At 70.0% G+C, this 13579-nt stretch carries 12 protein-coding genes; 11 read left to right on the top strand and 1 reads right to left on the bottom strand.

All coding sequences use genetic code 11. The features are described from left to right. Window positions 1-226: 226 nt before the first annotated feature. On the bottom strand, window positions 227-1447 hold the full coding sequence (locus AB663_RS03370) for an ROK family protein (protein ID WP_067195838.1): 1221 nt from the start codon (window positions 1445-1447) through the stop codon (window positions 227-229). 101 nt (window positions 1448-1548) lie between these two features. Between AB663_RS03370 and AB663_RS03365 the strand changes: the two genes are divergently transcribed. From AB663_RS03365 to AB663_RS03315, 11 genes are all read left to right on the top strand, one after another. Then, a complete protein-coding gene (locus AB663_RS03365; protein ID WP_232304619.1) occupies window positions 1549-2847 on the top strand; it encodes an ABC transporter substrate-binding protein in 1299 nt (432 codons plus the stop codon). Further along, window positions 2844-3755: a carbohydrate ABC transporter permease gene (locus tag AB663_RS03360; RefSeq protein ID WP_067195835.1), complete on the top strand. Its 912-nt coding sequence runs from the start codon at window positions 2844-2846 to the stop codon at window positions 3753-3755. The genes AB663_RS03365 and AB663_RS03360 overlap by 4 nt, the downstream gene beginning before the upstream one ends. Further along, window positions 3755-4633: a carbohydrate ABC transporter permease gene (locus tag AB663_RS03355; RefSeq protein ID WP_067195833.1), complete on the top strand. Its 879-nt coding sequence runs from the start codon at window positions 3755-3757 to the stop codon at window positions 4631-4633. Before AB663_RS03360 ends, AB663_RS03355 begins: the two co-directional genes overlap by 1 nt. A gap of 63 nt (window positions 4634-4696) precedes the next feature. Beyond that, window positions 4697-6376, top strand: a complete 1680-nt coding sequence (locus AB663_RS03350) for a glycoside hydrolase family 13 protein (RefSeq protein ID WP_067195831.1) — start codon at window positions 4697-4699, stop codon at window positions 6374-6376. 64 nt (window positions 6377-6440) lie between these two features. Then, window positions 6441-7469: a metal ABC transporter solute-binding protein, Zn/Mn family gene (locus AB663_RS03345; protein WP_067195830.1), complete on the top strand. Its 1029-nt coding sequence runs from the start codon at window positions 6441-6443 to the stop codon at window positions 7467-7469. Next, window positions 7466-8317 carry a metal ABC transporter ATP-binding protein gene (locus AB663_RS03340; protein WP_067195828.1) on the top strand — a complete coding sequence of 284 codons (852 nt, stop codon included), beginning with the start codon at window positions 7466-7468 and terminating at the stop codon, window positions 8315-8317. Before AB663_RS03345 ends, AB663_RS03340 begins: the two co-directional genes overlap by 4 nt. Continuing rightward, on the top strand, window positions 8314-9156 hold the full coding sequence (locus AB663_RS03335) for a metal ABC transporter permease (protein WP_067195826.1): 843 nt from the start codon (window positions 8314-8316) through the stop codon (window positions 9154-9156). The genes AB663_RS03340 and AB663_RS03335 overlap by 4 nt, the downstream gene beginning before the upstream one ends. Before the next feature lie 132 nt (window positions 9157-9288). Next, a complete protein-coding gene (locus AB663_RS03330; RefSeq protein WP_067195825.1) occupies window positions 9289-9702 on the top strand; it encodes a Fur family transcriptional regulator in 414 nt (137 codons plus the stop codon). Next, window positions 9699-10742, top strand: coding sequence for a permease (locus AB663_RS03325; protein WP_083511079.1), 1044 nt, complete (start codon window positions 9699-9701; stop codon window positions 10740-10742). Before AB663_RS03330 ends, AB663_RS03325 begins: the two co-directional genes overlap by 4 nt. Continuing rightward, complete coding sequence (locus AB663_RS03320) at window positions 10735-11493, top strand: TIGR03943 family putative permease subunit (RefSeq protein ID WP_067195823.1); 759 nt, start codon at window positions 10735-10737, stop codon at window positions 11491-11493. The genes AB663_RS03325 and AB663_RS03320 overlap by 8 nt, the downstream gene beginning before the upstream one ends. Continuing rightward, a complete protein-coding gene (locus AB663_RS03315; protein ID WP_198147917.1) occupies window positions 11483-13579 on the top strand; it encodes a hypothetical protein in 2097 nt (698 codons plus the stop codon). Before AB663_RS03320 ends, AB663_RS03315 begins: the two co-directional genes overlap by 11 nt.

Raw genomic sequence — 13579 nt, 5'->3', positions numbered from 1 at the left:
ATCGGCGCCTGGGCGACGAGACAGCAGTCTGCGGGGCGCCGCGCCGGAGCGTCAAGGTGATAATGCGCATTATTAGCTGAGGCGCGCGGGCTGGAAAGCCGGGGCGTCAGGAATTAATTCGCATTATCGGGTTGTCTCCCGCGACCGCGCTCATGGAGCATCCCGGATATCGCGCCACGCCCGTACTGCTCGTCGACGGACAGGCGGTTCGCCACGCCGGGCCCAGCTAGGCTCTGGCAGCGAGCCGCCGCTCCGCGAGCAGGGGCACGGCCCTCTCCCTGGCAGCACGCCGCGCCGACGCCACCGCCCCGAGCGACACGACATCGGCGCCGAGCGACGACGCCAGCACCTGGGGCGCCGGGAGGTGCAGCTGCGACGGCAGGGCTGCACGTGCGGCGACGAGCACCGGCTCGATGCTCTCGGCCACGGCGCCGCAGATGATCACCCGCTCCGGGTCGTACATGCTGCCGAGCACGCCGACGACCCTGGCGACGGTCTCGCCGAGCTGTCCGGCGATGAGCAGGGCGTCGGGGTCGCCGGATGCCGCGAGGGCGAGCACGCGACGCGGGTCGATCCGCTCCGCGTCGGCGAGCCGCCCGACGGCGCTGTTCACGTCGACTTCGCCGGCGTCGACGGCTGCCAGCAGCTGGTGGTGCAGCGCGGGTGCAAGGCCGAACGCCGAGCCGACGCCGATGATGTGGTCGAACACGACGCCCTCGCCTACGCCGCCGTGCGCGCCGTGCAGCAGGTGGCCGTCGACGACGACGCCTCCGCCGAAGCGCTCGCCCGCGAGCAGGGCCACGTAGTCCCGGCATCCGATCGCTGCTCCCTGCGTGCCTTCGGCGACGGCCGCGAGCAGGGCGTCGTTCTTGATCTCAACGGCGGGTGCCCAGTCGCGCAGCGCCGCAGCCAGGCCCGGGTTCGTGCGCTCCCAGAAACGGTCGGGATGCGGAGGCGAGATGCCGTCGCGGTTCACGGGCGCGGCGACGCCGACGCAGATCGCCAGCAGGTCGTCGCGGGTCCTGCCCGCCTCCGCGAGCGCGTCGCGGAGCCGGTCGATGATGATCGCCCTGCGTTCCTCCGGCGTCTCCTCGGGGTCGACCTCCGTGCGGTGCTGCACGAGCGTGGTGCGCAGCGGGTCGGCGACCGTGACGGCGAGGTGCGTGTCTCCGGCGTCGATGCCGACGACGACGCCGAGGTCGGGCACGAGCTCGAACCTGCGCGCCGGTCGTCCTGACCGGTATGTGCCGGCCATCCTCGCGTTCGGCAGCTCGCGCAGGATGCCGGCGCTGACGAGGGTGTCGACGGCGTCGATCGCGGTCGAGCGGGTGAGAGCCGTCCCCGCCATGACCTCTGTGGCGGTGAACTCCGCGGCCGTCCAGGCGAAGTCGAGCACCGCTCCGACGCTCGCGCGCCCGGTGCCCAGATCTGCGGAGACTTCTGTCACTGCTCTTGACCTCGCCCTTCGTCCAATGAGACAGTACCTTCCGACGAAGTAAATTCGCTCACTAGATTTACTCTCGGAATCTACAGATCGGAAGGACGACGGTGTCTGCCACATCCCAGCGCCTCGCGGCGGGAGCGACAGCTCTGGCCCTGCTCGGGGCCGCCCTGACCGGCTGCGCAGCCGGCGACGGTCGCGAGACCATCCGCTTCACGTTCAGCAAACGTGAGGCCATCGAGTTCATGACCGACCTCGTCGCGCGATACAACTCCTCGCAGGACGACGTGCGCGTCGAGATCGACACCTCGGGCGTCGACGTCGTCTCGGCCAGCTTCGTGCGAGGCAACCCGCCCGACATCATGCTCGCCAACTACAACTACGAGGTCGCGCGGTTCGTGCAGCGCTGCGCGCTCACCGACCTCTCCGACACCGACGCCGCCGACCGCGTCCGCACCGACCTCCAGCCGCTGATGAACCAGTACGGCTCGTGCGAGGGGCGGGTCAGCGCCCTGCCGTACTCGGTGATGGCGGCATCCGTCATCTACAACAAGGACATCTTCGCCCAGCAGGGCATCGACGTTCCGACCACCTGGGACGAGCTGATCGCCGTGTGCGACCGCCTGAAGGCCGCCGGGATCACTCCGTTCTACGCGACGTTCAAAGACGACTGGACCGTGGGACAGGGGTGGTACGACTACGCGGTCGGCGGCTCGCTCGACGTCATCGACTTCTTCGACGCCATGGCCGACGAGGGCGTTGACGTCGGGCCGGACTCCGAGGTGTCGTTCCAGAAGGACTTCGCCGAGCCCATGGACCGGATGCTCCAGCTCACCGAGAACTACGTGAACCCGGATGCCCCCAGCCGGGGCTACGGCGACGGCAACCTCGCGATGGCGAAGGGCGAGGCCGCCATGTACCTGCAGGGGCCGTGGGCGTTCAGCGAGATCGCCAAGACCTCGCCCGATCTCGACCTCGGCACGTTCCCGCTGCCGATGACGGACGACGCCGCCGACCTCAAGGTCCGCGTCAACATGGATCTCGCCGCCATGATCCCCGAGGGTTCGCGCCACCAGGAGGCGGCGCGCGACTTCCTCGAGTACCTCTACGAACCCGAGAACATCGAGGCGTACAACGAGTCGCAGCTCGGGTTCACCCCGACGACGGATGCTCCTCCGCCGAGCGACCCGCGCATCGCCGGGATGATCGAGTACTACGACTCCGGCCAGATCTACCAGGGCCCCTCGGTGCTCGTCCCGAAGACCATCCCCGTCATGAACTACGCGCAGGGCATGGCTCTGGGCGCGGACCCGTCGTCCACGCTGCGGACGATGGACGCCGACTGGGCCCGCGTCGCGTTCCGCGCTCCCGCACCGAAGACCGAGACGAAGGAGTCCGGCGAATGACCACCACCACCACGCTCGTCACGCAGGGCGACACCACCCGCCGCCGCAGCTCGCGGCGCGTCGAGCCGATCTACTACCTCTTCCTCGTGCCGACGCTCGTGCTGTTCACCCTCGCGATCACGGTGCCCGCAGTCGTCGGCATCTTCTTCAGCTTCACCGACTCGATCGGCATCGGCGACTGGAGCTTCAACGGGCTGACGAACTACATCGCGATGTTCAGCGATCCCGCGATCCTGCAGAGCTATCTCTTCACGTTCGGGTTCTCGATCGCGACGGTGATCGTCGTGAACGTCATCGCGTTCCTCCTCGCGGTCGGTCTCACCTCCCGCATCCGCTTCAAGACCGGCCTGCGCACGATCTTCGTGATCCCCATGGTGATCTCGGGCATCATCATCGCCTACGTCTTCAACTTCCTCTTCTCCAACTCGCTGCCTGCGGTCGGCGCGGCCACCGGCATCCCGTGGCTGTCGACGAGCCTCGTGGCCAACCCCGACCTCGCCTGGGTCGCGATCGTCATCGTCACCGCCTGGCAGGCGATCCCCGGCACGCTGCTCATCTACATCGCGGGGCTGTTGTCGGTCCCCGGCGAGGTGTACGAGGCCGCGTCGATCGACGGCGCGACCAAGGCGCAGCAGCTCACGCGCATCACCGTGCCGCTCGTGGCCGGATACGTGGTCATCAACGTGATCCTCGGCTTCAAGGGCTTCCTCAACGCCTACGACATCATCGTCGGCCTGACCAACGGCGGCCCCGGAACGGCCACCCGCAGCGTCGCGATGACGATCATCGCGGGGTTCAACGGCGGCGACTACGCCTACCAGATGGCCAACGCGACCATCTTCTTCGTGGTGGCCGTGCTCATCTCCCTGCTCCAGCTCTCGCTGACCCGCGGAAGGAACGCACTCTGATGTCGACGCAGACACTCACCACCATCCCGGCATCCGGCCGTCGCCCCCGCGTGAAGATGGAGCGCGTCAACTGGTCGGGCACCATCATCCTCATGCTGTGCGCCGTGACCGTGCTGCTCCCGCTGTACGCCACGATCTCCATGGCGTTCAAGACGACCGACCAGGCCGTCGACGGCAACGCCTTCTCGTTCCCCGCCCCCTTCAGCGTCGACGGGTTCGTGCAGGCGTGGAACCTCACGAAGTTCCCGGTCGGCGCCGCGATCTCGCTGTTCGTCACGGCGGGCACCGTGTTCCTCACGATCGTCCTCGCCGCGTTCGCCTCGTACGCCATCGTGCGCAACTGGGACCGTCGGCTGTTCCGCTGGTCGTTCTTCTACCTGCTGGCCGCCATGTTCATCCCCTTCCCCGTGGTGGCGCTGCCGCAGATCCAGCTCACCGGCCGGGTCGGGCTCGACAACCCGGTCGGCGTCATCATCCTGGCCACCATGTTCCAGCTCAGCTTCAGCGTGCTGCTGTTCACGGCGTTCCTGCGGTCGATCCCGCTGGAGCTCGAGGAGAGCGCGCGCATCGACGGCGCCACGACGTGGCAGACCTTCTGGAAGCTCATCTTCCCCCTCCTCGCGCCCATGAGCGCCACGGTCGGCATCTTCGCCTTCCTCTACGCGTGGAACGACTTCATGATGCCGTCGCTCATCATCTCCGACCCGGCCTTGCAAACGCTGCCGGTGCGGCAGAACCTGTTCCAGAACCAGTTCAGCAACAACTACAACGTCGCGTTCGCCTCGTACCTCATGGCGATGGCCCCGGCGATCGTGGCGTACCTGTTCACGCAGCGCTGGGTCATGGAGGGCGTCACGCAGGGCGCCGTCAAGGGCTGACCGGCGCCGCACGGGCACCACGACCATCCGACACCACCCCCACAGAACGGAGCTGTACCCCTCATGACCGACGCGTCCACCGCCGAGGCCCGCACCGACGACACCGCCGCCTGGTGGCGGCAGGCCGCCGTCTACCAGATCTATCCCCGCAGCTTCGCCGACGCGAACGGCGACGGCATCGGTGACATCCCCGGCATCCTGTCGCGGGTCGACTACCTCGCCGATCTCGGCATCGACGCGGTGTGGCTCAGCCCGTTCTACCCGTCGGCGCTCGCCGACGGAGGCTACGACGTCGACGACTACCGTGACGTCGACCCGCGCCTGGGCACTCTCGCCGACTTCGACGAGCTGGTCGCTGCGCTGCACGCCCGCGGCATCCGGGTGATCGTCGACATCGTCCCCAACCACACGTCGAACCGGCACGCGTGGTTCCAGGAGGCGCTGGCCGCCGGTCGCGGCTCGGCGGCTCGGGAGCGCTACATCTTCCGCGAGGGGACGGGCGAGAACGGCGAGCTGCCGCCGACCGACTGGGTGTCGGTGTTCGGCGGCTCGGCGTGGCAGCGGGTCGACGACGGCCAGTGGTACTTCCACCACTTCGCCGTCGAGCAGCCCGACCTCAACTGGGACAACCCCGAGGTGCGCGAGGACTTCCTGAAGACCCTGCGCTTCTGGTCGGACCGCGGCGTCGACGGCTTCCGCATCGACGTGGCGCACATGCTCACGAAGGATCTCACCGAGCCGCTGCCGAGCCGTGCCGAGCTGGAGCTGCTTCCCCAGGACGGCACGCATCCGCTCATCGACCGCGACGAGGTGCACGAGATCTACGCTGAATGGCGCAAGGTGTTCAACTCCTACGACCCGCCGCGCACCGCGGTCGCAGAGGCGTGGGTCTCGACGCCCGAGCGCCGCGCCCGGTACGCCTCGGCCGAGGGGCTCGGCCAGGCGTTCAACTTCGATCTGCTGGTGGCCGACTTCGACGCCGAGCAGTTCCGCTCGATCATCGCCGACAACCTCGCGCAGGCGACGCTGAGCGGATCGTCGACGACGTGGGTGCTGTCGAACCACGACGTGACGCGTCACGCCACCCGGTACGGCCTTCCCCCGCTGAACGGCCGGCCGGTCAAGCAGGGCACGGAGTGGGTCAAGGCCGGCGGCCCGGCCGACCAGCTCGACCGGGAGCGCGGCAGGCGGCGTGCGCACGCCGCGACCCTGCTGCTGCTCGGGCTGCCCGGTAGCACGTACCTCTACCAGGGCGAGGAGCTCGGGCTGCACGAGGTGGCCGAGATCTCGCCGGAGCAGCGGCAGGACCCCGCATTCTTCCGCGGCGGCGAGTTCGATGGACTCGGGCGGGACGGATGCCGTGTGCCGCTGCCGTGGACGGCGGAGGGCTCGTCGTTCGGGTTCGGCGCGGACGGCGCGCATCTGCCGCAGCCCTCGTGGTTCGCCGAGTACGCGGTGGACGTGGAGGCGGCGGACCCCTCGTCGACGCTGTCGCTGTATCGCGAGGCGCTGCGGCTGCGCCACCGCTTGCAGACCGCCGAGAGCCTGGAGTGGGTCGAGACGGGGCGCGTCGACGTGCTGCGGTTCGCGCGTCCGAACGGCTGGCAGGTCGTGACGAACTTCGGTGCAGAGCCGTTCGATCTCGGAGCGGACGCCGACGCCGTGGTGCTCGGCCCGGTCGACGGGGGCGCGCTGCCCGGGGAGAGCACGGTCTGGATCGCGCCGCAGGAGCTCATCGGCTGAGTGGTCAGGAGCGGGGCGGCGAGCGGATTTGATAATGGTTCTCATTAACGTTTAGAGTGGAGCCATGCACAAGCCTCTCGCCGCCCTCGCTCTCGCCTCCGCCACAGCCCTCGCCCTCGCGGGCTGCGCTGCCACCACGGAGAGCGGAGCGGGATCGGGAGCGGGCGGTGCGTCGGGTGACGTCATCCAGGTCGTCGCCTCCACCAACGTCTACGGCTCGCTCGTGGCGCAGATCGGCGGCGACCGCGTCGACGTCACCAGCCTCATCGACAACGCCTCGCAGGATCCGCACTCCTACGAGGCCAGCGCGCGCGACCGGCTCACGGTGCAGAAGGCCGATCTCGTGATCGAGAACGGCGGCGGATACGACTCCTTCATCGACTCCCTCATCGGCGACGCGAAGACCCCGGTGATCACGGCCGTGGAGTACTCGCACGACTACCCGGGCAACGAGGGTCACGACGCGGATGCCGACGAACATGAGGCGGATGCCGACGGCGAGGCTCACGACCACGACCACGATCACGACCACGGTGACGAGGGCCACGAGGGCCACGATCACATCGAGGGCTTCAACGAGCACGTGTGGTTCGACCCGCACACCATGACGCACGTCGTCGAGGCCATCGCCGACGAGCTGACCGAGCTCGATCCCGATGGCGCAGGCGACTTCGAGGCCGCCGCGCACGACATCACCGGCGAGCTCGAGGGCTTCGAAGCCGATCTCGAGACCCTCAAGACCGACGCGGGCGGCGCGGCCGTGTTCATCACCGAGCCGCTGCCCGGCTACCTGGCCGAGGCGGCCGGGCTCACCGACGTCACGCCGGAGGGCTTCGCCGAGGCCGTCGAGGAGGGCACCGACGTCGCTCCGGCGACCCTGCTGCAGGCGCTCGACGTCATCAAGGGCGGAGAGGTGCGCGCCGTGCTCACGAACGCCCAGACCGGCGGCTCCGAGACGCAGCGCGTCGAAGACGCGGCGAAGGAGGCCGGCATCCCCGTCGTCTCGTTCACGGAGCTGCTGGAGGACGGATCGTCGTACGCTGAGTGGATGCGTGACGCGATCAAGAGCCTCGCCGACGCCCTCGCCTCGTGAGCGGCGGCGTCCGCGCAGCCGACACGGCGGCGACGGGCCCGGTGCTGGAGATCTCCGGAGCCGCCCTGCGGCGCGGTGACCGCGAGCTGTGGTCGGGACTCGACCTGACCGTCGACCCCGGCGAGTTCATCGCGGTCCTCGGGCCGTCCGGATCCGGCAAGACCACGCTGCTGCGCAGCATCCTGGGCCTGCAGCCGCTCTCCGCCGGCACGATCAGGGTCGCGGGGGAGCCGGTGCGCCGGGGCAACCCGCGTATCGGGTACGTGCCCCAGCAGCGGGCGATCGCCCCCGACACGAGCATGCGAGCGCGCGACCTGGTAGCCCTGGGAGTGCAGGGGAGCCGCTTCGGCCTGCCGATCCCGCGCCGCGGTGACCGGGCGAGGGTCGACCGGCTGCTCGAGTCGGTGGGGGCGTCGCACTACGCGGATCAGCGGGTGGGACTGCTCTCCGGCGGCGAGCAGCAGCGGTTGCGCGTGGGGCAGGCGCTCGCCGACCAGCCGTCGCTGCTGCTGTGCGACGAGCCGCTCTCGGCCCTCGACCTCGCCAACCAGGTCGCCGTGACCGACATCATCGACAGGCAGCGCCGGGAACGGGGAGCCGCCGTGCTGTTCGTCACGCACGACGTGAACCCGATCCTCGGCAAGGTCGATCGCATCCTCTACATCGCGGGCGGGCGGTTCCTGCTCGGCACGCCGGACGAGGTGCTGCAGACACGCGTGCTCACCGAGCTGTACGGCACTCCGGTGTTCGTGCTGCGCGCCGGCGATCGGCTGGTCGTCGTCGGGGTGCCGGATGCCGAGCCGCACCATCCGCACGACGACGACCACGACCACGGAGGTGCCGCGTGAACTGGGGCGACATCTTCTCCTTCCAGGACTACGGCGAGCTCGTCGCCCTCCTGGCGAACTCGATCGTCGCCGGTGCCGTGCTCGGGCTCGTGGGCGGGCTGATCGGCGTCTTCGTGATGCAGCGCGACCTCGCGTTCGCCGTGCACGGCGTGAGCGAGCTCTCGTTCGCGGGGGCGGCCGCCGCGCTGCTCTTCGGCGGGAGCGTCGTGGCCGGCTCCCTCGGGGGCGCGCTCGTCGCGGCGATCCTCATCGGGCTGCTCGGCGCGAAGGCGCGCGACCGCAACTCCATCGTCGGCGTGCTGATGCCGTTCGGCCTCGGCCTCGGCATCCTGTTCCTCTCGCTGTACGACGGGCGCAGCGCCAACCGCTTCAGCCTGCTCACGGGCCAGATCGTGTCGGTGTCGAGCCCCGACCTCGGCTGGCTCATCGCCATCAGCCTCGTCGTGCTGGTCGGGCTGCTGGTGATGTGGAACCCGCTGCGCTTCGACTCGCTCGACCCCGAGGCGGCCGCGGCGCGAGGAGTTCCGACGCGGGCGGTGAGCCTCGTGTTCATGGTGCTGCTGGGGCTCATCGTCGCCGTGAGCGTGCACATCATCGGCGCGCTGCTCGTGATGGCGCTGCTCGTGACGCCGGCGGCCGCCGCAATGCGGGTCGCGGCGGGGCCGGTGGCCGTGCCTCTGCTCGCCGCCCTGTTCGGGTTCGTCGCCGCTGTCGGCGGCATCCTCCTCGCGCTCGCCGGCACACTCCCCGTGAGCCCGTACATCACCACCCTGTCGTTCCTCATCTACGGCGGATGCTGGATCGTGCAGTCCGTGCGGTCGCGCGTGCGGAGGGTCTGATCGCGCGCACGGCCGCACGCGCGGGCGTGCTCGGCAGCGTGCGCGGGCGCGCTCGCCGTCGCGTGCCGCACACCCGGAATACAACGTTCTCGCTCTCAGGCCGCGGACAACCCCGCGGCCTAGAATCGGACTATGGCTCAGCGGAACACCTGGCAGCGTGAGCGCGTGCGCGAAGCGCTCGCCGACGCGCGCGGCTTCGTCAGCGCGCAGAGCCTTCATGCGACCCTCCGCGACGACAACACCGGCATCGGGCTGGCGACGGTCTATCGCGCGCTCGCCGGGCTCGCGGCATCCGGCGACGCCGACTCGCTGCAGAGCCCTGACGGAGAGGCGCTCTACCGTGCCTGCACGACCCAGGGGCACCATCACCACCTGATCTGCCGCTCGTGCGGGCTCACCGTCGAGATCGAGGCGAAAGACGTCGAGCAGTGGGCGCACCGCACGGCGGCGCTGCACGGGTTCACGGATGCCGCGCACGTCGTCGACATCTTCGGGCTCTGCGCCCCGTGCACCAACAAGCGCGACGCCGAGGCAGCGGGCGCGTGACCTCGACCGCCGCCCGCACGCCGTCGCCCTCGCGTCCGCACGCGCAGCGTCCGTCGACGCCGAGATCGCCGTGGATCGGCGTCGTCATCGGCGCGGCGATCGTGGCGGCGCTGTTCGCGATCGACCGGCTCGTGCCGTCGTTGTACGAAGCGTCGCTGCCGCACCGCGTGCAGGATGGTCTCACGCTGTCGCTGAGCGTTCTCATCGAGGCGCTGCCGTTCGTCATCCTCGGCGTGCTGCTGTCGATCGTGGTGCAGGTGTGGCTCCCCGCCGACGTGATCCACCGGTGGCTGCCGAAGCGCGCATGGGCTCGTCGTGCCGTGCTGTCGCTGCTCGGGATGCTGATCCCGGTGTGCGAGTGCGGCAATGTTCCCTTCGCCCGCGGTCTCATGATGCGCGGGCTCGCGCCCGCCGAAGCCCTCACCTTCCTCATCGCGGCGCCGATCGTGAACCCGATCGTGATCCTCACCACGCACGCGGCGTTCGGGTTCGACGGCGGCATCCTCATCGCCCGTCTCGTCGGCGGCTACATCATCGCGAACCTGATCGGGTGGCTGTTCAGCCGGCATCCGTCGCCCGACGCGCTGCTGACGCAGAGGTTCGTCGACACGTGCGAACGGGTCGTCCATGAACCGGGGACGCCCGTGCGCCGCAGCCTCACGCAGTTCCTCATCGAGCTGCGCGCCGTGATGCCGGCGCTCGTGATCGGGTCGGCGCTCGCCGGGGCCGTGCAGGTGCTCATTCCGCGCGACGTCTTGCTCGCGATCGGATCCAACCCCGTGCTGTCGATCGTCGCGATGATGGCGCTCGCGATCACCGTCGCGATCTGCTCGAACGTCGACGCGTTCGTGGCGCTGTCGTTCGCGTCGACGTTCTCGTCGGGCGCGCTCATCGCCTTCCTCCTCGTCGGACCGCTCGTCGACGTCAAGATGCTGGCCCTCATGCGCACGACCTTCATGACGCGCGTGCTCGCCGTGATCGTGGGTGTGGTGCTGCTGGCGGCCTTCGCGATCGGGATCGGGGTGAACGTCTTTGTCTGAGCACGCTCCCTCCCGCGCCAGAGCCCTCGGCACCCGGTGGCTCGGCATCGGTCTCGCCACCGTGGTGGCGGTCGTGACCCTCGGCCTCGGAGTCACCGGGCGACTCACGCTGTACATCAGCCCCGAGTCGGTGTGGTTCGCCTGTGCCGCGGCCGTCGTGACGCTGGCGGGAGCGATCTGGTCGTGCACGCTGCCGCTCGGCGCCGAAGAAGGTCACGACCATGGGCACGACCACGAGCATGGGGCGCGCCGGCCGTTGTCGACCGCGGCGACCGTGTCGGGCGGCGTGATCGCGTCTGGTGTGGTGGTGGCCGCTCTCGTGCTGCCCCCTGCCTCGCTGTCTGTGGAGCTCGCGATGTCGCGAGCGGGGGAGTCGTCGGCCTTGTTCGCCGGGGCCGACGACGTGACCCTGGGTGTCGCCGACACGTCGACGTTCGAGGTCGGCGACTGGGCGAGCGTCTTCGCGACGGCCACGAACACCGCCTCGTACGACGGAACCGCGGTGAGCCTGACCGGGTTCATCACTCCGGCGGAAGGCAAGGGCGTGAACCTCACGCGGCTCGTCATCACGCACTGCGTGATCGACGCGCAGCCGGCGAACGTTCCGGTGACGATGGACGCGGGCGAGTACAAGACCGGCCAGTGGGTGCAGGTGACCGGAACCGTGAAGGCGGATGCCGACGGCTCGCTGCACATCGTGCCGACCGCAGTCGAGGCCATCGCCGAGCCCGGGGACCCCTATGAGTACTGACGATCAGCGTCCCGACGCGCCGGCGGTGCCGCGCACGCGGGCCGAGATGCGCGCTGCCCGAGAGGCCGCCGCGCGTGCCGAGGCCGAGCGAGCCGCCGCTGAGCGAGCCGCCGCGGATGCCGCTGCGGAACGGACGCGCGCCGCGGCCGAGGTCGAGCGTTCACGAGCTGATGCGGAGCAGGCGGAGGCGGAGCGGGAGGCGGCGGACGCGCAGCGTGCTCGTGCCGTCGAGGAAGCCGAGCGGGAGGCGGCGGAGGCACAGCGTGCTCGTGCCGTCGAGGACGACGAGCGTACTGAGGCCGAGGCCGCGCCGGTTGTTCCATCGGGGATCCCCGAGAGCGCTGCCGCGCAGGAGCTCTCCGCAGAAGAAGCCGCGCAGCGGGCCGCTGCGGAGCAGCACGACGCCGCCCTCGTCGCGGCTGAGCGTGAGAGCCTGCGCCGCTTGGCCGAGCAGCACCTGGCGGAAGAGCGGGAGCTCGCGGCCCGTGAGGCCGCCGCTGCTGCCGCCGCCGAGGCAGCTGCCGCTGCCGACACTGCTGCCGCTGCGGAAGCTGCTGCCGCTGCGGAAGCTGCCACGGCCACCGAAGCCACCGCCGCCGAAGCTGCTGCCGCCGCAGACGTCGCCGAGACCGCCCCACCCGCGACCGCCCGGGCCGCCGGGGGCGCAGGCACCGCAGACCCCCACACCGCCGAAACCTCCGCCGTCGGGCGCGCATCCGGTCGGCGCTTCGGCATCGCGCTCACTGCGGTGCTCGGCATCCTGGTGCTCGTGTCTGCCGGCCTCGGGTTCGCGAGCCTCACCCAGGGCCCCCGCATCACGCGGGTGCAGGTCGATCCACAGCACGCGATCGAGTCCAGCGGGAGCCGCATCATCCTCACCGCGAACCAGGCTCTCGCGCCGATCGACGACTCGCAGGTCACCGTCGAACCCGCCGTGCCGTTCACGGTCGACGCGTCGGGCAGAGGGGTCGGCATCCGCTTCACTGTCCCGCTCGACGACGACACGACGTACACCGTCACGGTCGCCGGGGCCACCGGCACCGGCGGCGGTCCGTCGACCGATCTCGTGCAGAGCTTCACCACGCCGGCGTCGAGCATCTTCCTGCTCAAGCGCGACGCCGAAGGCGACGACACCATCTTCCGCACCGACCTCAGCGGCGAGAAGGCCGTGCCGGTGTACGCGGCCGACAAGATCGACGACTTCCGCGCGACATCAGACAAGCTGGTCGTCGCGATCGAGGAGAAGGACGTCTCGAAGCTCCTCGTGATGGATCGCGACGGCAAGAACGTCCGCGAGCTCCCGCTGCCCGGGGTCGGCTACATCAGCGGCGGCATCCAGGTGTCGGAGCGCGGCGGACTCGTCGGCTACACGTACTCCGATCGCGACCTCAGCGACACCGAGGGGCGGGCGAGCGTGCTGGTCACGCAGTCGCTGTCGGGCGACGACGAGCCGCAGATCGCCGAGGTCGGCGGCAAGGAGGCCAACATCATCTCCTGGCAGTTCGTGCCCGACAGCGCGGCGGCGCTCTTCATCGACTTCGACGGTGCGCTCTCGCTGATCGACCACGCGAGCGACGCCGGGGTGCAATCGCTCGGGCTCGCGGCGAACATCCAGGGCATCTCGCGCGGCACCTACACGGCCATCGTCGAGCAGGTCGACGGCTCGGTGGTGCAGCTGAACCTCGCCGACGGCTCGGAGCAGCCCCTGCCCGCGTCGAACCCCGACTACGGCACGGCCAACACGATCACGCCGTTCCCCGGTGGGACCCTCCGTCACGTCACGGCGCGCGACGAGAACGGTCTCCCCATCGGGCAGGCCGTCATCCGCGTGGCCGACGACGGCACGGCGACCTCCCTCGCGGAGGTCGGAGCGGCCGACTCGATCATGCAGGCCTGCGCATCACCGAGCGGGCAGTACGCCGCGGTTGTGATCGCCCCCGACCTCGCCACCAACGCATACGACCAGATGCTGCTCCCGCTGCCGCAGAACGTCGAGACTCACCTGTTCGACCTGCGCACCGGCGACGAGATGGTGGCCCTCACCGGCTTCGACGCGTCGTGGTGCCAGACGCCTCCCCAGTTCTGA

The organism is Microbacterium sp. XT11, from assembly GCF_001513675.1.
In the GTDB taxonomy this organism is placed as follows: domain Bacteria; phylum Actinomycetota; class Actinomycetes; order Actinomycetales; family Microbacteriaceae; genus Microbacterium.
The sequence above is the reverse complement of the archived record's forward strand: the minus strand, read 5'-3'. Positions and strand labels throughout refer to the sequence as shown.

Bases quoted from the DNA above. Each gene is read 5' to 3' on its own strand.
- AB663_RS03355 (WP_067195833.1), top strand. From the start codon at position 3,755: ATGTCGACGCAGACACTCACCACCATCCCGGCATCCGGCCGTCGCCCC.
- AB663_RS03360 (WP_067195835.1), top strand. From the start codon at position 2,844: ATGACCACCACCACCACGCTCGTCACGCAGGGCGACACCACCCGCCGC.
- AB663_RS03345 (WP_067195830.1), top strand. From the start codon at position 6,441: ATGCACAAGCCTCTCGCCGCCCTCGCTCTCGCCTCCGCCACAGCCCTC.
- AB663_RS03315 (WP_198147917.1), top strand. From the start codon at position 11,483: ATGAGTACTGACGATCAGCGTCCCGACGCGCCGGCGGTGCCGCGCACG.
- AB663_RS03330 (WP_067195825.1), top strand. From the start codon at position 9,289: ATGGCTCAGCGGAACACCTGGCAGCGTGAGCGCGTGCGCGAAGCGCTC.
- AB663_RS03350 (WP_067195831.1), top strand. From the start codon at position 4,697: ATGACCGACGCGTCCACCGCCGAGGCCCGCACCGACGACACCGCCGCC.